The 22,703-nt window shown below is 43.0% G+C and carries 23 protein-coding genes and 1 tRNA gene; 13 read left to right on the forward strand and 11 right to left on the reverse strand.

Translation table 11 applies throughout. From position 1 onward, the window contains the following. Positions 1–140: 140 nt before the first annotated feature. From pth to KUG63_RS06640, 7 genes are all read right to left on the reverse strand, one after another. A complete protein-coding gene (pth, locus tag KUG63_RS06610; RefSeq protein WP_015006533.1) occupies positions 141–710 on the reverse strand; it encodes an aminoacyl-tRNA hydrolase in 570 nt (189 codons plus the stop codon). A gap of 3 nt (positions 711–713) precedes the next feature. Then, a complete protein-coding gene (locus KUG63_RS06615; RefSeq protein WP_016390630.1) occupies positions 714–1,364 on the reverse strand; it encodes a 50S ribosomal protein L25/general stress protein Ctc in 651 nt (216 codons plus the stop codon). Between the two features lie 59 nt (positions 1,365–1,423). Next, positions 1,424–2,359: a ribose-phosphate diphosphokinase gene (locus KUG63_RS06620; RefSeq protein WP_016390629.1), complete on the reverse strand. Its 936-nt coding sequence runs from the start codon at positions 2,357–2,359 to the stop codon at positions 1,424–1,426. Positions 2,360–2,420: 61 nt separating this feature from the next. Then, positions 2,421–2,495: transfer RNA gene (locus KUG63_RS06625), tRNA-Gln, on the reverse strand. A gap of 17 nt (positions 2,496–2,512) precedes the next feature. Next, positions 2,513–3,406 carry a 4-(cytidine 5'-diphospho)-2-C-methyl-D-erythritol kinase gene (gene ispE, locus KUG63_RS06630; protein WP_015006536.1) on the reverse strand — a complete coding sequence of 298 codons (894 nt, stop codon included), beginning with the start codon at positions 3,404–3,406 and terminating at the stop codon, positions 2,513–2,515. Continuing rightward, a complete protein-coding gene (gene lolB, locus KUG63_RS06635) occupies positions 3,388–3,978 on the reverse strand; it encodes a lipoprotein insertase outer membrane protein LolB (RefSeq protein WP_041932889.1) in 591 nt (196 codons plus the stop codon). The genes ispE and lolB overlap by 19 nt, the downstream gene beginning before the upstream one ends. Then, entirely contained in the window at positions 3,975–5,711 is a 1,737-nt protein-coding gene (locus tag KUG63_RS06640) for a tetratricopeptide repeat protein (RefSeq protein ID WP_020162523.1), read from the reverse strand. The genes lolB and KUG63_RS06640 overlap by 4 nt, the downstream gene beginning before the upstream one ends. 167 nt (positions 5,712–5,878) lie before the next feature. Between KUG63_RS06640 and hemA the strand changes: the two genes are divergently transcribed. Genes hemA through KUG63_RS06660 form a run of 4 tightly spaced genes read left to right on the forward strand, consistent with a single transcriptional unit; the run spans position 5,879 to position 9,512 of the window. Beyond that, entirely contained in the window at positions 5,879–7,129 is a 1,251-nt protein-coding gene (gene hemA, locus KUG63_RS06645) for a glutamyl-tRNA reductase (RefSeq protein ID WP_016390626.1), read from the forward strand. 1 nt (position 7,130) lies between these two features. Next, on the forward strand, positions 7,131–8,219 hold the full coding sequence (gene prfA / locus KUG63_RS06650) for a peptide chain release factor 1 (RefSeq protein WP_016390625.1): 1,089 nt from the start codon (positions 7,131–7,133) through the stop codon (positions 8,217–8,219). 21 nt (positions 8,220–8,240) lie between these two features. Then, entirely contained in the window at positions 8,241–9,074 is an 834-nt protein-coding gene (prmC, locus tag KUG63_RS06655; protein WP_020932171.1) for a peptide chain release factor N(5)-glutamine methyltransferase, read from the forward strand. A 15-nt stretch (positions 9,075–9,089) separates the two neighbouring features. Further along, positions 9,090–9,512, forward strand: a complete 423-nt coding sequence (locus KUG63_RS06660; protein WP_020162525.1) for a Mov34/MPN/PAD-1 family protein — start codon at positions 9,090–9,092, stop codon at positions 9,510–9,512. Between the two features lie 27 nt (positions 9,513–9,539). Here the strand turns inward: KUG63_RS06660 and KUG63_RS06665 are convergent, their stop codons facing one another. From KUG63_RS06665 to gatC, 4 genes are all read right to left on the reverse strand, one after another. Next, complete coding sequence (locus KUG63_RS06665; RefSeq protein WP_016390623.1) at positions 9,540–9,890, reverse strand: hypothetical protein; 351 nt, start codon at positions 9,888–9,890, stop codon at positions 9,540–9,542. A gap of 49 nt (positions 9,891–9,939) precedes the next feature. Further along, positions 9,940–11,373, reverse strand: coding sequence for an Asp-tRNA(Asn)/Glu-tRNA(Gln) amidotransferase subunit GatB (gene gatB / locus KUG63_RS06670; protein WP_020932170.1), 1,434 nt, complete (start codon positions 11,371–11,373; stop codon positions 9,940–9,942). A 2-nt stretch (positions 11,374–11,375) separates the two neighbouring features. After that, the gene (gatA, locus tag KUG63_RS06675) at positions 11,376–12,839 is read right to left on the reverse strand and encodes an Asp-tRNA(Asn)/Glu-tRNA(Gln) amidotransferase subunit GatA (RefSeq protein WP_020162528.1); all 1,464 of its coding nucleotides are present in this window, start codon (positions 12,837–12,839) and stop codon (positions 11,376–11,378) included. Between the two features lie 88 nt (positions 12,840–12,927). After that, positions 12,928–13,215, reverse strand: coding sequence for an Asp-tRNA(Asn)/Glu-tRNA(Gln) amidotransferase subunit GatC (gene gatC / locus KUG63_RS06680; protein WP_015006546.1), 288 nt, complete (start codon positions 13,213–13,215; stop codon positions 12,928–12,930). Between the two features lie 123 nt (positions 13,216–13,338). On the opposite strand from gatC, the gene KUG63_RS06685 reads away from it, so the two are divergent. The 9 genes from KUG63_RS06685 to KUG63_RS06725 all read left to right on the forward strand — a co-directional run bounded on the left by KUG63_RS06685 (position 13,339) and on the right by KUG63_RS06725 (position 22,703). Next, positions 13,339–14,382 carry a rod shape-determining protein gene (locus KUG63_RS06685; RefSeq protein ID WP_015006547.1) on the forward strand — a complete coding sequence of 348 codons (1,044 nt, stop codon included), beginning with the start codon at positions 13,339–13,341 and terminating at the stop codon, positions 14,380–14,382. Between the two features lie 28 nt (positions 14,383–14,410). After that, complete coding sequence (gene mreC / locus KUG63_RS06690) at positions 14,411–15,286, forward strand: rod shape-determining protein MreC (protein ID WP_073023048.1); 876 nt, start codon at positions 14,411–14,413, stop codon at positions 15,284–15,286. Beyond that, the gene (mreD, locus tag KUG63_RS06695) at positions 15,276–15,761 is read left to right on the forward strand and encodes a rod shape-determining protein MreD (RefSeq protein ID WP_287017728.1); all 486 of its coding nucleotides are present in this window, start codon (positions 15,276–15,278) and stop codon (positions 15,759–15,761) included. Before mreC ends, mreD begins: the two co-directional genes overlap by 11 nt. 6 nt (positions 15,762–15,767) lie before the next feature. After that, positions 15,768–17,597 carry a penicillin-binding protein 2 gene (gene mrdA / locus KUG63_RS06700; RefSeq protein WP_026362649.1) on the forward strand — a complete coding sequence of 610 codons (1,830 nt, stop codon included), beginning with the start codon at positions 15,768–15,770 and terminating at the stop codon, positions 17,595–17,597. Then, positions 17,594–18,730: a rod shape-determining protein RodA gene (gene rodA / locus KUG63_RS06705; protein WP_020162530.1), complete on the forward strand. Its 1,137-nt coding sequence runs from the start codon at positions 17,594–17,596 to the stop codon at positions 18,728–18,730. The genes mrdA and rodA overlap by 4 nt, the downstream gene beginning before the upstream one ends. Before the next feature lie 9 nt (positions 18,731–18,739). Beyond that, a complete protein-coding gene (gene mltB / locus KUG63_RS06710) occupies positions 18,740–19,753 on the forward strand; it encodes a lytic murein transglycosylase B (protein ID WP_073023050.1) in 1,014 nt (337 codons plus the stop codon). After that, positions 19,750–20,607: a septal ring lytic transglycosylase RlpA family protein gene (locus KUG63_RS06715; RefSeq protein WP_015006553.1), complete on the forward strand. Its 858-nt coding sequence runs from the start codon at positions 19,750–19,752 to the stop codon at positions 20,605–20,607. The genes mltB and KUG63_RS06715 overlap by 4 nt, the downstream gene beginning before the upstream one ends. 96 nt (positions 20,608–20,703) lie before the next feature. Further along, positions 20,704–21,828, forward strand: a complete 1,125-nt coding sequence (locus KUG63_RS06720) for a D-alanyl-D-alanine carboxypeptidase family protein (protein ID WP_020162533.1) — start codon at positions 20,704–20,706, stop codon at positions 21,826–21,828. An 8-nt stretch (positions 21,829–21,836) separates the two neighbouring features. After that, on the forward strand, positions 21,837–22,703 hold the full coding sequence (locus KUG63_RS06725; RefSeq protein ID WP_015006555.1) for a D-amino acid aminotransferase: 867 nt from the start codon (positions 21,837–21,839) through the stop codon (positions 22,701–22,703).

The following is a 22,703-nucleotide window of genomic DNA, read 5'->3' on the forward strand; positions in this document are numbered from 1 at the left end:
ATTCGAACCTCCGAAGGCTGAGCCGTCAGATTTACAGTCTGATCCCTTTGGCCGCTCGGGAACCCCTCCGAAATTAGCCGACTATTGTCTTTGATTTAATTTTGGCTGTCAACAACCAATATACTTCTTAATAAAAGATTTTAGTCTGTATGTAAACTTTGCATTACCGACTGGATATCACCGGCACAAATACCCGGTATTTTCTCAATTGCACGATCCATTGCAGCCTCAATTAATACATTATCCGCTTTACTGGGCGCCTTTAATACATAATTTACAACTTTATTGCGATCACCTGGGTGCCCCACCCCAAGTCTAAGCCTATAAAACTCTTTGGATGATAAATGCGCGATTATATCTCGAAGACCATTATGCCCGCCATGACCCCCTCCTTTCTTCAATCGCACTATGCCAGGCTCCAAGTCCAACTCATCATGCACAATCATGACATTTTCTGGCTGGACAGAATAATACTTTGCATAGGCCGATACTGACAAGCCACTTTTATTCATAAATGTTTGCGGCTTGATTAACCTAACCATGCTGTTACCAATTACGCACTTTGACACATCGGCTTTAAATTTAGCGTCATAATTAAAGCGCACACCTTCTCTTTGAGCCAAAGCATCTAACAATAAAAACCCGACATTATGTCGGGTTTTTTTATACTCATCGCCCGGATTGCCCAGACCGACTATTACTGAAATCATTTATTACTCGCCAGAACCCTCTTCGGACTCACCTTCAGCTGATTCAGCACCTTCAACATCTTCGTCTACTTCTGCTGCTCTGTTGGCTTGAATTGCAACCACCTGCAGATCGTGGTCTTCACCTTGCAACAAGGCAACCATTTCTAGACCATCGGCCAACTTAATGTCGGACAAGTGCAAACTATCACCAATTTCTAGAGCCGATACATCCACTTCTATAAACTCAGGCAAATTATTAGGTAAACATTGGATCTCAACATCCACTAGGCTATGCGTTACCACACCACCCTGTTTAGCGCCCGGAGCCTCTTCTTCACCAATAAAGTGAATAGGCACATGAACTTTTAATTTTTCCTTCATGCTGACACGCATAAAATCCGCATGCATTAAAATATTTTTCGCAGGATGACGCTGTAACGCTTTAATAATAACGCTTTCTTTCTTTCCGTCCACATCAATAGATAAAATATGCGAGAAAAAGGCTTCATTTTCCGTGCTATGCATTAATTGATTATGGCCCAAAGTTATCGAAACAGGTTCTTCACCCGCCCCATAAATTACAGCTGGAACCATTTCTTGTTTGCGTAAACGACGCGTTGCACCTTTACCTAAGTCATTACGAATCGATGCCGCCAATTCAAAGCTGATACTCATCTAACTTTCTCCAAAAATAATATTTAATTTGCGCTAAACAGCGTATTTTGCCACATTTTTTAATCTACGTATAGCGAACTTACTGAATCGCCTTCTACCATTCGACGAATTGTTTCTGCCAGCATCTCAGCAATACTCAATTGTCTTATTTTTTCACAACCCAATGCTGTTTCACTTAAAGGAATTGTATCTGTAACAACCAATTCATCAAGCACTGAACCTGATATATTTTCTATTGCCTTTCCTGATAACACAGGGTGCGTACAATACGCCTTTACACTTATTGCGCCATTATCTTTTAGCGCCTTTGCAGCCAAACACAAAGTACCCGCTGTATCCACCAAATCATCAACAATAACGCATTCTCTGCCGCTTACATCGCCAATAATATTCATCACTTGCGAAACATTAGCCTTTGGGCGACGCTTATCTATTATTGCCAAATCTGCATCGTCTAAGCGTTTTGCAATAGCCCTTGCCCTTACTACACCGCCGACATCAGGCGACACAATCATTAGGTCTTTTGTTTTTCTCTTCCATATATCGCTCAACAAAAGAGGTGACGCATAAACGTTATCAACCGGGATATCAAAAAAACCTTGGATCTGATCGGCATGCAAATCAACTGTTAGTACATGATCTGCACCGGCAGTATCAATCATTTTTGCTATTAATTTAGACGTTATAGGCACCCGCGCTGAACGTGGGCGGCGATCCTGTCTAGCATAGCCATAATATGGAATAACCGCAGTGATACGATTTGCGCAAGCTCTTTTCAGCGCATCAATCATCACCAATAACTCCATCACATGGTTGTTTGTTGGTGCGCATGTTGGCTGTATGATGAACACATCTTTACCACGAACATTTTCGCCAATTTCAACCATTACTTCGCCATCGCTGAATATCTCAACGCTGGCACGGCCAAGCCTCATATTAAGATGACGAACGATATCTTTAGCTAACGATATATTTGCGTTACCAGTAAACACCATGATGCCATTATCTAGCACTATGAACTCCCACTAAAGTATTGAATGATATAAGTATAAAGAATGGCTGGGGCGCCAGGATTCGAACCTGGGATGCGGAGATCAAAACCCCGTGCCTTAACCACTTGGCCACGCCCCAAACTTTATGGCTGCAGATTATACCTGATTTAACCGATTAAAAAACTGTTTAAGCGACTTCTGTAAAGGTGATTCGCTTACGCCCTTTACTACCCACTTATTCCAGCCATCAGGTAACCTTTCTGACAGCAGCACCGCCTCTTGCCGAGTATCGCATTTAGCAAACATACTCGAGCCAGTGCCTGTTAAATAAACCTTAGAGAATTCAGAAAATTGCAGATAAACAGCATCCAACTCTTGACTTATTTCTCTAACAACCGGCAAGCAACTATTATCTTCTTGCCCGTCTAAAAAGTCGCGTATTGTGATGGCTGAATTATCCCGTGTCAAACTGTTATGTGAAAAAACTTCTTTTGTTGAGCAATGATAAGGAGGATTTACCACAACAAACCACTTTTCAGGCAAGTCAATCACTGTCATTTTTTCACCAATACCTTCCGCCCATGCTGACAAGCCCCTAACAAAAACAGGCACATCCGCCCCCAGTTTAAGGCCCAACATTTCCAACTCTTCAACTGAATAACCGAGCCCCCAAACTGCATTAAGCACAATCAACGTAGTGGCCGCATCAGAGCTACCTCCTCCTAAACCGGCACCCATTGGTAATATTTTCTTAAGTATTATCTTTGCACCTAAACTTGCATTTGCTTGCTGCTTTAGTAAATTAGCCGCTTGAACAACCAAATTAGTATTTGTTGCAAGACTGACCGAATTGCAACTTAATGTGATCTCACCATCCTCTGTAGGCACGACGTTTAACCAGTCAGAAATACCTATTAACTGGAAAACTGTTTGCAACTCATGGTATCCATCAGGTCTTTGTCCAACAATATTTAGCATTAAATTTAACTTTGCCGGTGCTGGCCACCAATGCTCTTCCCACTCTGTCACCGCTATTTTTCCATCCACCATTTATCTACAACCAATTTAATTTTTAAGTCTTCTTTTATAAGCGTCACCCTAGCGGGCAATACAACTTCCCCATAAGTCTGAAACCGTTCTAATTGCACATTCCAGCCACCCTGCTCAAACAACACGGTATCATCGAGATATTCCCTGCTTGATGGTCCTTGAAACTCGGGGGATAACACACCTCTCACCCAATATTTCATATGCTTTAAAGGTGCTGAATACCCCAATAATGAAGCCAACTCCTCCTCCGAAACATGCTGTAAAACACCCTCTTCATCGGTCAGTAAAATACCTTGCTTTGAATACAATATTTTTGCAACCACGCCCCCTAATGAGGTGCTTAAGGTCAGGTCATCTATACCCTTTCGATGATTCCACTCTAGCGTTGTAAACCAAGACTGCCGCATATTTCGAACAGATAAACGACCCAGCAAACGCCACTCATTAATAGCTAAAACCTTCTCTGCGTTGTGTAAGGTCGGTAAAGAACTTTCCTCAGTTTTTATAATGCTTGTAGAGGCACAGGCCATCAATTGCGAAACTAACAGAAGACAAACAAGACAACGGGTCATTTTAGTTTCTGCAATACTTCAAGTAGGTAACGGTTATCTTTATCCCGTTTTAGTGCTTCCTCCCAGATGGTACGCGCTTCTTTTTGACGCCCTAGCATCCAAAGAGTCTGACCAAGGTGAGCAGCTATTTCACCTTCAGGTGTTTGACTGTATGCTCTTTTTAACAAAACCAGTGCGCTTTCGTAATGACCTTCACGATAATCCAACCACCCCATACTATCTAAAATAGCGGGGTCATCTGGCTTTAATGAAAGCGCCTGCGTTAGGTAACCCCTCGCTTCTTTAAAGCGAAAGGTTTTACTCGCCAATGCGTAACCCAATGCATTTAAGGCATTAACATCCTTAGGCTCTTTTTCTAATACAAACAATAAGTCTTTCTCTGCAACGGACAATTTATCTAGCTCCGTGGCTGCGATTGAGCGCGCATATCTGAGCGATAAGTTATCCACATTTTCACTAATTGCCGACGATAATAAGTCATAAGCCAGCTGATAATTCTGAACATCCACCAAAAGCTCCGCCTCTAACAGGTAAAACCGTGCTGTATTTTTTGGGTATTCATTGCGCAACTGTTGCAAAACACTCCTGGCGCCTTGCAAATCTCCCATTTCTGACTTAATCATCGCGATTGAGACCCAAGAATCTACATGGTGAACACCATTATCCACCTTCTCAAACCACAACAAAGCATCTTGGTACTGTTTCTGATAATAATATATTCGCCCTAAATAAAAGGCTGACTTCGAAGCAAACACCTCTTCGTTATATAAATTTTCAAATACTTTCGCCGCTTCTATAGGGTTATCCAACTTTAAATAAACAAGGCCCAATGCAAAACTTGCCTCTGGGTAGCTTTCCCCATCAGACAACAACTTTAAAAACTGCTCTTTTGCCTCTTCGTACTGTTCATTCTTGGCTAACAACTGACCATAACCCATCAGCAAAGGTTTCGCTTTAAGGTTCTCGACAGCGTTTTTTAAAACCTCTAACGCACGCTCTGTCTCACCTTTTTGCTCCAACACTAGGGCAAGCTGAGCAAACCCCACAGGCCAGGTCGAATCCAACTCAGTAACCTTCACCGCATCCTTTTCGGCTTGAAGCAGTTGCCCTAAATGAGACATCATTTGCGAGCGAGCAAGATAAGCTCCAGCCTCTTCAGGATAATAACTCACCAACTCATCGATCAGATGACCAGCCAAGTCTTTAGACGCATGACGGGAAACAATGTCGCCAATGGCCAGCAAGGTATTTCGTTGAGGCATATCGCTTTCTTTAAGGATTGAAGTAATCAAATCCAAACTCTTCTCTGCCTCACCCGCACGCAAGTAAACTGTTAGAGCAAGCCGTTGCGATTGAAGCGATAGCTCTCCTTTTGCCACCAATATATCAACGGCTAACTTAGCTCCAACGATATCATTACTATACAACGCTATTTGTGCAGCCCTAAGCGCTACCTGTGGATCATTCGAGCGCTTAGCCGCATCAACATAGAATGCAGAAGCCATTTTGACATCCCCACGTTGACCTGCCACCTCGCCACCTAACAAACTATACAATAAAGCAGCATCTAGCTGGCTCGGTTGTACCTGCTTCGTTTTAACCTCAGGCGTTTCTTGCACAAGATTCGATATTGCTTTGCTTGGCTCTACCACTTCAACAGCATCGTTTTTACCTACGTGTGTACAACCTATAGATAAAACAACAAAAACCATCATCACGAACTTTAGAATCATATTTTTCTCACCCACACCCTAATCAACATCAGCCGCCTATAAAACTAACACCTCATTCTCTTGTTACAAGGCAAATCGAAAACTACCTGTTTAAACATATAGAACATTCATAGGGCTAAAACGCTTATAATAACCCAATTAACCTAAAGTAAAACTACCAAAAGCGCATGCTGCTTACGCTCGGACTCAATCACAACACAGCACCTATCGAGATTCGAGAGAAACTCGCTTTCTCTCCTGAGCGCCTCGGTCAATCGCTTCAGTCATTAGCGCAGCTTTCATCCATTGAAGAAGCCGCTATTTTATCCACCTGTAATCGCACCGAAATATACTGTGATATAGCAACGCAACAAACAGATGAACTGATCGCTTGGCTTGCCAGCTACCATCGCCTAGATGAAAGTAGTATTAGAGACTATCTATACAGCCACATTGGCCCCCAATCAATAAAGCACATGTCACGAGTCGCCTGTGGGCTTGACTCCTTAGTGCTTGGCGAACCACAGATTCTTGGTCAAATGAAAACGGCTTATCAACATGCCTCTGAGGCCGGCACCCTGGGAAAGTATCTTGGTCGCTTATTCCAGCACACCTTCCAAGTCGCGAAGAAGGTGCGTACCGATACAGCCATTGGCTCTAGCCCGGTATCGGTTGCTTTTGCTGGCGTAAAATTAGCACAACAAATATTTGGTCAATTACAAGATCAAACCGCCTTACTTATTGGTGCCGGGGAAACTATCGAACTATCAGCCCAACACCTAAAAGAGCAAGGCATTGGTCGATTAATTGTTGCTAATAGAACCCTTGAAAAAGCACATGCCATTGCTTCTCAAGGTAATGGATACGCCATTGAAATTAAAGATATCCCTGAGCATCTCGCCGAAGCAGACATTATCATTTCATCAACGGCTAGCTCACTACCCATCCTTGGCAAAGGGAGTGTTGAAACCGCCATTTCAAAACGTAAACACAAACCCATGTTTATGATGGATTTGGCAGTACCACACGATATAGAAAAAGAAGTTGGTTCATTAAGCGACGTCTATCTTTACTGCGTAGATGACCTAAAAAATATAGTTGATGATGGACTTCAATCACGTCGCGAAGCGGCCGAACAAGCTGAAGATATAATCGACATTCAAATCTCGCACTTTCAAACATGGCTACGTGCGCAAGATGCCTCAAAAACCATTTACCAGCTTAGAACCCAATCGGACAATATACGTGAGGAACTCCTTCAAAAGGCGATTAGTGCGGTAAAAAACGGCCAGCCCGCTGAACAAGCTCTAGAACGTTTAGCAAACGATCTCACGAAAAAAATATTACACGCACCTAGCAGCACCCTGAAGAAAGCTGCATCCGAAGGTAACAACGAATTACTATTAGCCGCTCAACAACTTTTTAACTTAAATAAATAACGTGAATATAACTATCCTACAAAAGCTAGACACTCTGTCTGAACGTTTCGAAGAAATTGCTGGGCTACTCTCTGAACCCAGCATACAAAGCGATCAAAATAAATTTCGCTCTTTGAGTCAAGAGTATGCCCAATTAGATCCCATTGTTAGCACCTACCAGAACTATCTAGCGACACTAGAAGATAATGAGTCTGCAAAAGCCATGCTGAATGATAGCGACCCGGATATTAAGGCTATGGCAAAAGATGAGTTAAAGGACACTCAAGCAGCCCTTGAAAAACAAGAAAATGAATTGCAAATCCTTTTGTTACCTAAAGACCCTAACGATGGAAAGAATGCTTTTCTTGAAGTTCGTGCGGGAACAGGTGGTGATGAAGCAGCTATTTTTTCAGGCGATCTTTACCGTATGTACCTACGATTTGCTGAGAAAAAAGGCTGGAAGTTTGAAATCATGAGTGAAAACCAAGGCGACCACGGCGGATACAAAGAAATTATCGCTCGAATAGAAGGTCACGACGTGTATTCACAACTGAAATTTGAATCCGGTGCTCACCGTGTTCAACGTGTCCCAGAAACCGAATCTCAAGGCCGCGTTCACACCTCTGCATGCACGGTAGCTATCATGCCTGAAGCCGATGAAAAAGATGATATTGAAATCAACGCTGGCGACTTGCGTGTCGACACTTTTAGAGCATCAGGATCTGGCGGACAACATGTTAACAAAACAGACTCTGCGATACGTCTTACTCATCTTCCCACCGGCACAGTTGTAGAGTGTCAAGACGAACGCTCACAACATAAAAATAGGGCTCGCGCGATGTCCTTATTAAAAGCCAGAATCATGACCGCTGAACAAGAAAAAGCTGATGCTGAACAAGCTGAGTCTCGTCGTTCGCAAGTTGGTAGCGGCGACCGCTCTGAACGCATTCGAACCTATAACTACCCACAAGGCAGAGTTACCGACCACCGCATCAACTTAACACTGTATAAACTAGATGAGATCATGCAAGGCGCACTAGATCAGGTGATCGACCCATTAATTCAAGAACACCAAGCAGAACAACTAACACAGTTAAGCGCAGAAGAATAAACCCTCGTTTTGAAGCCCCCCTTGACAATAAAAGAGGCTCTTACAGAAGCTGCAAAAACACTGGTTAGCAGTGACAGCTGCGTGCTTGATAGCGAAGTATTACTAGCCTTCGTACTGAATAAAAACCGTAGCTATTTTAGAGCTTGGCCTGACGAGCTTCTAACTACCGAGAAGCTGGACAGGTTTCAGCAACTTGTTGAACAGCGACAAAAAGGGCAGCCGATCGCTTACTTAGTTGGCGAACGAGAGTTTTGGTCACGACGATTTATCGTTTCAAAAGACGTCTTAATTCCTCGACCCGACACCGAGCTACTCATAGAAATTACCCACGAAACGTTCGCTACCGACCAACATTTCTCAGTATTAGATTTAGGGACTGGTAGCGGCGCCATCGCTATCACCTTGGCATTAGAGTTTCCAAACGCCTCGGTGACAGCCCTTGATAACAGCCAAAAGGCCTTAGCGATTGCTGAAAAAAATGCCCTGCAACATAAGGTCCACAACATTCAGTTTTTGCGTAGCGATTGGTTTGAAACAGTGCCCAATACGAGGTTTGATTTAATAATAAGTAACCCACCTTATATTTGCCCAAATGACCCTCACCTTTTAGAAGGCGACCTTCGTTTTGAACCCTCTTCGGCATTGATTGCTCAACACGAAGGCCTACAGGATCTTGAGCATATTACCTCGCAAGCAAAGTCTTTCCTTAAACACAACGGACTTATCTTGTTTGAGCATGGCTTTCAGCAAGGCACTTTGGTCAAAAACTTGTTAGAATTGTACGGATTTAAATCAACCCAACATTTCCAAGATATTCAAGGGCACGTTCGGGCAACATTAGGCACAAAACCATAAACATTAGGGTTAAAAATGCACGAAAAAGAAATTGTCTTACCTAGAAAACTCGTTAATGAATTACTTCATAACGCACAATTATCAGAAGACCTCGAGGTCTGTGGTTTTATCAGTAAAAACAAAACGGGTCAGTACACCTGCCATCCTGTTCAAAATATAGCTGAAACACCTAGCAAGCGTTTTCTAATGGCGCCTGAAGAGCAAATCAGCGTAATGAAAGAAATCCGCGATAAGGGTGAAGAGGTTTTTGCTATCTACCACTCGCACCCCACCGCACCCGCTAGGCCTTCAATAAGCGATACTGAAATGCCTTCACACCCCGAAGCCTATTATTTAATTATTTCGCTAAACACCAAAGGTGTCTTAGAGATGCGCTGTTTCAAATTATTACACGATGAAAATATTGTTGAGATAACCCTAAGAATGGTTGAGGAATAACAACCAGACCGGGGCATCCCTTATTGGCTATTTACTTAACGCTATCGTTGCCAAAAACATTGCTCGTTTTAGTTTTCTTTTGGGCTCATCTGCATAGTCGCTCAATATATATGCTTCTCTGTAGGCTGAAACAGCTTCATCATATCTTTTCAAATACATGTTTCCATCGCCGACTAACAACCAGCCTTTAACCGTTGGTTCATCTTTTAGTTTTTCAGATATACGCGCAACCTGCTGCTCAACTTCCGCTTCCTCTGCTGACAAAGTCTTAGTCGCCAGCCCTTCTTGAGTGGGTTCCACGCCATTTTTAGTCGCGTGGCCACAGGCAGCCAACCATAACGCGATAACAAAAACACTCAACACCTTCAATATACTCATAACATCCTCGCTATTTATTCTAATAATTAACGTAACACTTTAAGAGAAACTACCCTTTTAGTTTACTTTCCAGCAATTTATTTAATTCTTGTGGATTCGCCTTACCCTGGGTTTGCTTCATCAACTGACCAACAAAGAAGCCTATCATTTTTGTTTTACCGGCTCTATATTGCTCAACTTGCTGAGCGTTATCAGCCATTAGCTGATCAATCATGTTTTCTAAGGCACCTGTGTCAGAAATTTGTTTCAAACCTTCTCGCTCAATCACGTCGTCTGCAACATCCTGACTATTCCACATAAACTCAAGGACTTGCTTAGCGATTTTTCCAGAAATTGTCTTATCTGCAATGCGTCTAACCAAGCCTCCTAATCGTTCAGCACTCAAGGGACTTTGCTGGATATCTAAATTATTGTTATTCAAGTTTGCGCTCAATTCGCCCATCACCCAATTAGCAACAAGCTTCGCCTCTCCATCTGAAAAGTTAACAGCATCTTCGTAGTAATCTGCCATCGCCCGTTGTGTTGTTAATACGTCGGCATCATACTCACTTAAACCATACTGCTGTTGGAAACGTTGTTTTTTAGCCGCAGGTAATTCTGGCAAGTCATTACGCACTTCATCCAACAACTCTGCTGTGATTTCGACTGGTAATAAATCAGGGCACGGGAAGTATCGATAGTCGTTCGCTTCTTCCTTAGAACGCATAGAGCGTGTCTCATCTTTATTAGCATCATACAAACGAGTCTCTTGAACCACTTGTCCGCCTGTTTCGATCACATCAATTTGGCGCTCAACCTCATGTGCAATGGCTTTTTCAATAAAACGAAATGAGTTTAAGTTTTTTATCTCTGCACGGGTTCCAAAGGCTTCTTGCCCTACTGGTCTGACTGATACATTAACATCGCAACGAAAAGAACCTTCCTGCATATTGCCATCGCAAATTCCTAAATACTGCACAAGAGTATGTAGTTTTTTAACATACGCTACTGCTTCTGCGGCAGAGCGCATATCCGGCTCAGAAACAATTTCAAGCAACGGTGTACCTGCTCGATTTAAATCTATTCCCGTCATCCCATGATAGTCTTCGTGCAACGATTTACCCGCATCTTCTTCTAAATGAGCCCGCGTAACACCTATTGTTTTTGTTTTACCATCCACCTCTATATCTAACCGCCCTAAACCAACAATCGGCTTATCAAATTGACTTGTTTGATAACCCTTAGGCAAGTCAGGATAAAAATAGTTTTTCCGTGCGAACACTGAATATGGAGCGATATGCGCACCAATGGCCAAACCAAATTTCACCGCAAAACGAACGGCCTGCTCGTTCAACACCGGCAATGTACCCGGTAAACCAAGGTCCACCGCACAAGCCTGCGTATTAGGTTCTGCGCCATAAGCCGTTGAAGCACCCGAGAAAATTTTAGATTGAGTCGCTAACTGAGCATGAATTTCAAGACCTATAACTGTTTCCCACTGCATCCTTATACCTCCTGCTCGTATCCAGCCGGCACCGCAAGATGCCAGTCAGTCAGTTGTTGATATTGGTGCGCCACATTTAACAAGCGAGACTCTTCAAAATAATTTCCTATCAACTGCATACCTACCGGCTTGTTCTCCACAAAACCACACGGCACTGACATTCCAGGCAAGCCTGCTAAATTAACACCAATGGTAAAAATATCTGAAAGATACATTGAAACAGGGTCTCCCTTCTTCTCATCTGATTTAAAGGCAACAGAAGGTGCTGTTGCACTAGCGATCACATCTACTTCTTTAAACGCTTCTACGAAATCTTGTTGAATCAAACGACGAACTTGTTGAGCTTTTTTATAATACGCATCGTAATACCCCGCAGACAAAACATAAGCGCCAATCATAACTCTTCGTTTTACCTCGTCACCAAACCCCTCTCCACGCGAACGCTTATAAAGATCCTCTAAGTCTTTTGGCGATTCGCAGCGATACCCAAATCGAACACCATCAAAACGAGACAAATTAGCAGAACATTCAGCGGGGGCAACCACATAATAAGCAGGCACTGATAGGTTAATATTCGGTAGGCTAATTTCTTTCACATGTGCCCCTGCAGACCGAATGGTATCAACCGCTTCTTCTACTTTTTCTCGAATATCACTATCAAGATCATCGGTAAAAAACTCTTTGGGCAAGCCAACGGTCAAGCCTTTGATCGAGTCACCCAAGCCGCTTAACAAATCATCAACGGGTCTATCAACACTGGTTGAATCCCTCTCATCAAAACCAGACATCGCTTGTAGCATGATCGCTGCATCTTCAGCACTTTTCGCCATCGCACCACCTTGGTCCAAACTAGAGGCGAACGCAATCATGCCGTAACGTGACACACGGCCATAGGTTGGTTTAATACCCGTCACCCCACAAAAAGCTGCTGGCTGACGGATCGATCCACCTGTATCTGTACCACTAGCCAACGGCGCCAAACGTGCCGCTACCGCCGCTGCTGACCCACCCGATGAGCCACCTGGGACCGTTTCCAAATCCCAAGGGTTTTTTACTCCACTATAAAAACTGGTCTCATTTGACGAGCCCATCGCAAACTCATCCATATTGGTTTTACCCAACATCACCGCACCAGCTTGTTCTAATTTACTAACCGCTGTTGCCGAATAAGGGGCAATAAAATTATCCAGCATCTTTGAGCCACAGCTTGTTCGTAAGCCTTGTGTACAAAAGATATCTTTATGTAACAAAGGAATCCCCGTTAACAAGCCGGCATCTCCTGATGCAATTAGTTGATCCGCCTGTTGAGCTGCAAGTAATGCGCCGTCTTCATTTAATGTAATGACGCTATTTAACGCCCCATCGTATCGATTGATACGCTCCAAAAAGTATTGACTAAGCTCAACACTGGATATTTGTTTGTTGTGAAGGTCGCTGGACAGTTCTTTTAATGATTTGTTATACATTGATTACCAATACTGTTTAAAAGGTATATATGCTTATCGCTATAAGCCTTTGTTTAAATAAATATGACACCGCCTCGTTAAAGGGCGACTAATCGATCACTCGCGGCACTAAAAACAAACCGTCTTCAATAGATGGCGCATTGTCCTGCAAAATATCACGTTGATTGCTTTCTGATACCACATCCGCCCGTAAACGTTGAAACTGATCAAGTGGGTGGGCCATAGGTTCAATATCAGTTGTATCAACTTGATTCATTTGCTCAACTAACAGCATTATATTCGACAAGTCTGACGCATATGACTCAAGCTGCTCGTGCTGAATACCGAGCCTCGCCAAGTGTGCGATTTTCAGTACATCTTCTGACTGAATTGGCATAAAATAACCACCTTGTTTTATTCATACTTTAAAACAGTGCAAATTAACACAATTCGCGCCTTGCCCAAAGAGGTAAAGGGTTGTTAAAGTACAAAATTCTCACCACCTACACTTATAAAATTCATGTTTAAAAAAATACGCGGCATGTTTTCCAACGATTTATCCATCGATTTGGGCACAGCAAACACACTAATCTATGCACTTGGCAAAGGCATTGTGCTTGATGAACCCTCTGTTGTTGCCATTCGAGAAGATAAAGTGCGTGGCGAAAAAAGCTTTGCCGCTGTCGGCAGCGAAGCAAAAGCAATGCTGGGTAGAACACCCGGAAATATCACCGCGATTCGCCCAATGAAGGACGGTGTTATTGCCGACTTTACTATCACTGAAAAAATGCTTCAGTACTTTATCCATAAAGTACATGAAGGTAAATTTCTACGCCCTAGTCCTCGTGTGCTTATTTGCGTACCGTGTGGCTCTACTCAAGTTGAACGAAGAGCCATTCGAGAATCGGCATCAGGTGCTGGTGCACGTGAAGTATATTTAATTGAGGAGCCAATGTCAGCGGCAGTTGGTGCAGGCTTACCGATAGATGAGGCACGCGGCTCCATGGTGTTAGATATTGGTGGCGGCACATCAGAAATCGCCGTTTTATCACTCAATGGTATCGTCTACTCGGAGTCAATTCGCGTTGGTGGTGACCGTTTTGACGAAGCGATTATCAATTACGTTCGACGTAATTACGGCACTATCGTCGGTGAATCGACCGCCGAAAGAATTAAACACACGATTGGCTCAGCTTACCCAGCAAATGAAGTTAAGGAAATGACCGTTACTGGTCGAAACCTAGCAGAGGGCATTCCCCGAAGCTTTACACTTAACAGCAATGAAATTTTAGAGTCATTACAAGAACCTGTTACCGCCATTGTTAGTGCTGTGAAACAAGCTCTCGAGCAAACTCCCCCAGAGCTAAGCGCTGACGTTGCTGAAAATGGCATTGTGCTAACCGGTGGCGGTGCATTACTGTATGGTTTAGATGAGCTTATCCATGAAGAAACAGGCGTACCTGTTCGCACAGCTGACGACCCTCTAACTTGCGTTGCGCGAGGTGGGGGCAAAGTACTAGAGTTGATCAATGAAAAAGGGCCTAATACGTTTGCATTAGAGTAAGAATAAGAGGTTATTCGCCATAAAACCAATTTTCTCAAAAGGTCCTGCTACCAGCACACGCTATATTGCCGCCGCCGTTATTTCTATTTTGCTTTTGCTACTTGCACAGCAAACGAACCAACTCACGCGCCTTAAAGACAGCCTTTCTTTTATCGTTCACCCTGTTCTCATCGTTGTGGACCTGCCTAGCCAGCTCTATGCCTGGCTGACTGAAAGCACAACAGAGTTATCTGAATTAGCTGACGAAAATCAACGCCTAAAAGATGAGTTATTATTTCTTAAAGTCAAACTGCAAAAATTTGAGGCGCTTGAAACAGAAAATACCCGGTTGCATAGCTTATTGGAGTCTTCATTCAAAATTGGAGAACAATTTATTTCAGCGTCTCTTATTAAAGTAAACCAACACCCAAACACAACCAATATTGTGATTGATAAAGGCAGTCGTTTCGACCTTTATAAAGGACAAGCCGCCCTCAACGAAGACGGTGTACTCGGTCAGATTACCAACGTTCACCCGCTCACTTCGTCTATCATCCTGATTACTGACCCCAATCATGCTATACCTGTTGAAATAAACCGAACAGGCTTAAGAACCATTGCCTCTGGTAGCGGACTAAAAAATACATTAACGCTACCATACCTACCCCATAATGCTGACATCAAGATAGGCGATTTATTAACGACATCTGGACTGGGCGGTGTTTTCCCATCTGGTTACCCTGTTGCCACCGTCACCAAACTGGCCCCGTTGCCAGGAGAAGCTTTCATGCATGCCGAGGCTAAAACTGTCGCCAAAATAGACAGCACTCGTGACATTTTATTGGTATGGAGCCAACAACAGCCCATTCCTATTTTATCAGGCGTCCCTGAAGAACCAGAAGTACCCACAGACAATGCACGCTAAATCCTCTGGTGGTGCCATCATTGGCTTAACTTTATTTTTTTCCATGGCCCTTAGCATTGCACCTTGGCCTGACCATTTGGCTATATTAATGCCCAGCTGGACGTTGCTAACATTAATCTACTGGAGCATCGCTTTACCGCATAAAGTTAGTATCTTGACTGGTTTTTCAACCGGCCTACTGTTCGATGTTTTAACAGGCAGTTTGCTCGGACAAAATGCGCTAATATTCAGTACCGCTTCTTTTTTTAGCCACTCTCTTTATTCACGCCTAAGAAATTATCCTGTGTGGCAACAATCTACGCTTATTTTAATGTTCTTAGGGTGCATAAAACTACTCTCTTTATGGCTTAACCACTTTATTGTTCACATTGAGTATACTTACCAACATGGGCTTCAAGTTCTTTTTAGCGCGCTGGTATGGCCTGCTATATTTGCTGTCTTACGCCTCATCAGAAGACACTTTAAAGTACAGTAACCTCACATGAACACTCGCTTCGACCTCAAGAGCTCACTCCAGGAAAATCGCCTTTTCCTATTGCGAGCCACCACATTGATCGTTTTTGTTCTTATTTTATTTTTTGCGCTGATTGCCCGTCTTACCTATTTACAAATCGCAACACATGAGAAGTATGTAGACCTCGCTCAAAATAACCGCGTAAAACTATCAGTTATTAGTCCTGTTCGTGGTTTAATTTTCGATACAAAAGGTCGCGTTCTTGCTGAAAACAACCCTACTTATAGTCTTGAATTAGTACCGGAACAAACGCCAGACCTTGCGAACACCCTCGAACGCTTGAGTGCCTTATTACCCATTTCTAAAGATGAATTGGCGTTATTTGAAAAACGTAGAAAACAGCAAAAACGCTTCGCTAGCGTCTCCATTAGAAATCGATTAAACGATCAGGAAGTGGCTATTTTTTCTGCCAACCGTCACTTATTTCCCGGTGTTGACATACAGGCACGTCCATTAAGACACTACCCTTTCCCTGAGCTAACCGCACATGTAGTGGGTTATGTCGGCGCCATTAATGAACAAGAGCTGAAAACTATTGAGCCAGCCAACTACCGAGGGACTCGATTTATTGGAAAAACCGGCATTGAAAGAACTTACGAAACTGAATTACATGGTTATGTTGGATACCAGCAAACCGAAAACACAGCACAAGGCAGATCATTAAAAGTCCTCAGCTACACACCACCATTATCAGGTAGCGATCTAACTTTGAATCTAGATATTGAGCTACAAAAAATCGCTCACGACGCACTCGGTGATTACACCGGAAGTGTTGCCGCAATAGATACTCGTACTGGCGCAGTTCGCGCCTTGGTGAGCAAACCAGGCTTCAATGCTAACTTGTTTGCTAAAGGTATCGATCAAGCCTCATACAGCCAATTACAAAACTCTTCAAAACGCCCTTTATTTAACCGCTTTCTTCGAGGGCAATATCCCCCAGGGTCTACCTTAAAGCCATTTTTAGCGCTCGCCGGCCTCGATTACAAAACCGTTCACCCACATCAAAGAATCTTCTGCCCAGGCTTCTATCAACTACCCAAACAAACACATAAATACCGTGATTGGAAAAAAACTGGGCATGGTATGACCACGCTTCATGACTCAATCGTTCAGTCGTGCGATGTTTATTACTATATATTGGCCCATGAGTTAAAAATTGATCGGATGCATGACTTTCTGCAAAAATTTGGTTTTGGGCAAAAAACAGGCATTGACATTCTGGGCGAAAGATCGGGCTTATTGCCCTCAAGAGAGTGGAAGAAACGCACACGAAATCAGGTCTGGTATCCTGGCGAAACATTGATTGCTGGCATAGGGCAAGGTTTCAATTTAACCACACCCCTTCAGTTAGCCCATGCAACGGCTCTTATTGCTAACAAAGGCTCCACACATATTCCATCACTCGTTGCTAAAATTAATGATAAGCCTCAGCAAACATCAACCACCCTGCCAATTACATTAAATAACCCTCAGCATTGGAATACCATTATTGATGCCATGTATGATGTCGTTAACGGTGCGCGTGGCACTGCTCGAAAAATTAGGGAAGGTGCGCCCTACAAAATAGCTGGCAAAACGGGAACTGCTCAAGTGTTTACCATCAAACAAGATGAAAAATATGATGAGGAAAATGTGCAAGAACACCTCAAAGACCATGCCCTTTTTATCGCTTTTGCACCCGCACGTGAGCCTCAATTAGCCGTTGCTATCGTGGTAGAGAACGGTGGTCATGGTGGCTCGGTTGCTGCGCCTATTGCCCGTTCTATTTTCGATCAATATATACAAGTTACCCCATGAATTGGTCTTTCCAAAAAGCCTCACAAATGAGCCTCTATCATCATCGCAAAGAGAGCCTCTTTCAGCGATTGCATATTGACCTCACCTTACTCATTCTACTGGCCCTCTTATCGTCTATTGGCATTCTTATTTTGATGAGCGCCGAACACCAAAATATTGGATTATTAAACAGGCAAGCCACTCGATTAGCTGTTGCCTTTTTTGCCATGTTTATCATTGCTCAAGTGCCACCTCATGCGTTAAAAATGTTTGCTCCTTGGTTATTTTTTCTCGGCACGCTCTTATTACTGGGCGTGTTATTTGTTGGTGATATGGGGAAAGGCGCTCAACGTTGGCTAGACCTAGGCTTCTTTCGCTTTCAACCCTCTGAATTACTGAAACTGGCAACCCCCATGATGGTGGCTTGGTACCTAGCAGAACGGCGACTACCTCCCAGTCACAAACATGTCGGTCTCGCCACTGTTTTTATAGCTATCCCTACCGTCTTAATTGCCAAACAACCTGACCTCGGTACCGCTATCTTAATAGCCAGCTCGGGATTAACCGTGCTGTTTCTTGCCGGCATTTCATGGAAGATCATCATCGGCGTCATAGCAACTGGCGCAGGACTCGCCCCTGTTCTATGGAGTTTTATGAAAGACTATCAAAAACAACGGGTTCTTACCTTTTTGAGCCCAGAAGAAGACCCATTAGGGGCTGGTTACCATATTATTCAATCAAAAATCGCCATTGGCTCAGGTGGTATCAATGGCAAAGGCTGGATGCATGGCTCGCAAGCACGCCTAGAGTTTTTACCCGAAAGTTCTACCGATTTTATTTTTGCCGTCTTCTCTGAAGAATTTGGCTTGATGGGTTGTGTCGGCTTATTAACCATTTATTTGATTATTTTCATCCGCTCCATTTACATTGCGATTCAGGCACAAGACACCTTTTCACGACTGCTTGCAGGTAGCTTATCGCTAACCTTTTTTATCTATTTATTTGTAAACGTCGGGATGGTCACGGGTATTTTGCCAGTCGTTGGTGTACCCTTACCTCTAGTGAGTTATGGCGGTACATCAATGGTGACATTATTACTTGGATTTGGCATATTAATGTCGATACATACTCATCGAAAATTACTTTCTTCTTAAGGACAAACGATGCGCAACATAAAACTTTTTTCTTTTCGATTAGCATTAACCCTTCTATTAACGCTAGTCTCTATTAGTGCTTGCGCCTCAACATCGTCGTCGCCTAGCAACCCTAGCCTTTATCACGACTTTATTGAAAAAATGGTCGAAGAGCACCAATTTAATCGTGACGAATTAACAACCTTATTAAATAAATCGGTTGTTAAAGAAAGCATCTTAAAAGCCATGTCATCACCGGCGGAGAAACGCCTAGAGTGGCACAGTTACCGTAATATTTTTCTTAAACCTAATCGCATTAATGGCGGTATAAAATTCTGGAAAGAAAACAAAGACCTATTGGATGCCGCCACCGAAAAATATGGCGTACCAGCAGAAATCATTGTCGCCATTATTGGTGTTGAAACACGTTATGGTCGCAACACAGGGTCTTATAAAGTCCTCGATGCCCTAACAACCCTTGGTTTTCATTTTCCAAAACGCGCTAAGTTCTTTCAACGTGAGTTAGAGCATTTCTTATTACTGTGTCGTGAAGAAGGCTTTGACCCTTATGAACCCAAAGGGTCTTATGCTGGAGCCATGGGGAAGTCTCAATTTATTTCAAGCAGCTACCGTGCTTACGCTGTTGATGGTGATGGCGATAACAAGCGGGACTTGTGGAATAGCCAGGCTGATATCATTAACAGCGTGGCCAATTACTTTTCAAGACATGGTTGGAAAAACACAGACCTAGTCACACAACAAACTAACGTTACAGGTGATGCTTATAAAACCTTACTCAATCGTTCACTCAAACCAAAGAACACCTTAAAACAACTGGCTGAACATCAGGTGCAAACACCACCTAATCTTGCAGATGACACTATCGTCAGATTATTGGAACTTAAACAAAAAGACCACTCGGAATTTTGGCTAACATTTCATAATTTCTATGTCATCACCCGCTACAACCATAGTCACTTATACGCAATGGCCGTTTATCAACTTGGTCAAGAAATTAAAAAGGGCTTTATAAATAACACATGATCCGCCTTCACTTTTTTTTATTATGCTGCTTGTCTGCTTACTTTTTAATAGGCTGCACAAGCCAACAACCTTTCGTTACCGATAGCGCCCCATCCGTTCACCCTGCCGGTATTGAACTAACCCCAGATGCGATCCCTAAAATAGAAGCTAAGAGCCGTGGAGGCAACCCCAGCTCCTATGAAGTTTTTGGCAAAAAGTATTACGTACAAGCGTCCAGTAAAAACTTTGTTCAACGCGGCCTCGCCTCTTGGTACGGCACTAAATTTCATGGCAATAAAACTTCGAACGGTGAAACCTACGATATGTATGCAATGACTGCCGCGCATAAAACCCTACCTATCCCAACCTATGTCGAAGTCACTAATCTTTCTAATGGCAAAAAAATCATTGTTCGCGTTAATGACCGTGGCCCTTTTCATGATGAACGAATTATAGATTTATCGTATGCCGCTGCCGCTAAACTCGGCACCCTTAAAAACGGCACATCAATGGTAGAAATCAAAGCCCTCGACCCTCACACCTATCTTTCAACCTCTTTAGATGAGCCACCTGCCGCACCAAAAAGCGACCTCACCTTAAGGTATACTGTTCAGCCACCCCAACCCTCTACTGAACAAAAGGGTTTGTTATTTATTCAAGCGGGGGCCTTTAGCTCTGAAGAAAATGCCAATAAACTCAAGTATGAATTGACCAATTTACTAAAAACCCCAGTCACCATAGAGTCTGGTGGTAGCACGTCAAAACCCTTGTATTTTGTGCGTGTCGGCCCTTATATACGAATGAAAAGTGCCGACTCAACAAGATCAAAACTTTACGAGTTAGGCTATAAGAGCACTTTTTATACCTCTAAATAAGCCAGCTAAAACAGCCTTCCTCCTAGCCCTTAATGATACGTTTTGCATGATATAATCTGAGCTTATCGTTACCCTAATACCTAACATTGCATTAATATGAAAAGAATTATCCTGCTGCTGAGCTTTTTTCTCTCTTCTCAAGCCATCGCGTTACCTATTCCTTCCGCCCCAAATTTAAAAGCGAGAAGCTACCACCTGACCGACTTTCACAGTGGAACAGTTTTAGCCTCTAAAGACCCTGATTTAAAACTAGCCCCCGCCAGCATGACAAAAATCATGACTGCGTTAATTGTCTTTCGTGAACTAAACCATGGAAATTTGAATTTAGACGATCAAGTTCGTATTAGTGAAAAAGCATGGCGAACTCCTGGTTCTAGAATGTTTGTGGAAGTTAATAAATTCGTTACGGTCGATGATTTAATTCACGGAATGCTTGTGCAATCAGGTAACGATGCCACTGTTGCATTAGCCGAACATATCGCAGGGGATGAATCAACTTTTGCACAATTAATGAACCAAGTTGCTAAAGACCTTGGCATGAAAAATAGCCACTTTACTAATAGTTCTGGTCTGCCCGACGAACAGCATTACACTACCGCTAGAGACCTCTCAGTTCTAACTCGCGCCTTAATCATTGAGTCTCCCGAGTTATATAAAATAAATGCGATCAAATCATTTTCTTTTAACGGTATTACTCAACAAAATAGAAACAAGCTGTTATGGCGTGATAGCACAGTAGACGGCGTTAAAACAGGGCATACAGAGGACGCTGGTTATTGTTTAGTTTCATCTGCTGTTCGCGACAATATGCGTTTAATTTCTGTCGTTATGGGCACAGACAGCGTAGCTGCACGAAATGATATCAATCAGGCCTTGCTGAATTATGGTTACCGTTTTTATAAAACTCACTTGCTGTATAAAGCACAACAATCACTAACCACCACCCGCGTCTGGAAAGGCGCGATTAAATCTTTACCAGTAGGCTTGGCGAAAGACCTTTACCTGACTATTCCTCGCAATGAATATAAATCATTAGATGCGAGCCTAGAGTTAAACCCCCAGCTGATTGCACCCATAAAAAAAGGCCAACTTGTTGGCAACGCGGTTATTCAACTTAAAGGTGACATTATTGCCAAACGCCCACTCATTGCTTTACAAGATATTCCGGAAGGGTCATTTATGGACATCCTAAAAGATGAAGCATTGTTATTGCTTGAGTAGGAGAATTGATGGTGTCGCACAAAACTGATGTTTTCCTTAATGGCCAATTTCTGCCACTAGCTGAGGCTAACGTTTCTGTATTAGACCGTGGTTTTTTATTTGCCGATGGTGTGTATGAAGTTATTCCTGCATACGGCGGCAAGCTTTTTCGCCTTCAACAGCACTTAGACCGCCTCAATAGTAGCTTAGCCGCTATTCGCATGAAACCGGTCATGAGTGATCAACAATGGACAAAAACACTCTCCCAACTGGTTTCACCGCATACGCAATCTGACCAATCGGTCTATGTTCAAGTAACACGTGGTGCTGGCACAAACCGTGATCACCAATTGCCAACTGAGTACTCCGCAACAACTTTTGCAATGTGCCAAACAATAGACCCCAAGAGTCTCGATTCTATTGCTAACGGCATTAACGCTATCACTTTAGATGATATTCGCTGGGATTGGTGCCATATAAAATCCGTCGCCTTACTTGGCAATATATTATTGAAGCAACAAGCCAGTGATCAAGGTTGTACTGAGGCTATTTTATTACGTGATGGTTTTGCAACCGAAGGGTCTGCTAGTAACTTGTTTATCGTTAAAGACCAGCAACTTATTACGCCACCCAAAAGCCATCATTTATTGCCCGGCATTACACGTGATCTTGTTTTAGAGCTTGCTATCAAAGAAGGCATTTCATGCATTGAGCAAGAAATATCAGAACAACAACTGTTTGATGCTGATGAAATTTGGTTAACCAGCTCTACCAAAGAAATTATGCCTGTAGTTAAATTAAACCGCCAAGCGGTCGGCAACGGACAACCGGGGAATTTATGGCAACAAGTCTCAACCAGCTATAGTCAATTTAAGAACCAATTGAGAAACCAGTAA

It is taken from the genome of Cycloclasticus sp. (assembly GCF_019090545.1).
Classification (GTDB): domain Bacteria; phylum Pseudomonadota; class Gammaproteobacteria; order Methylococcales; family Cycloclasticaceae; genus Cycloclasticus; species Cycloclasticus pugetii.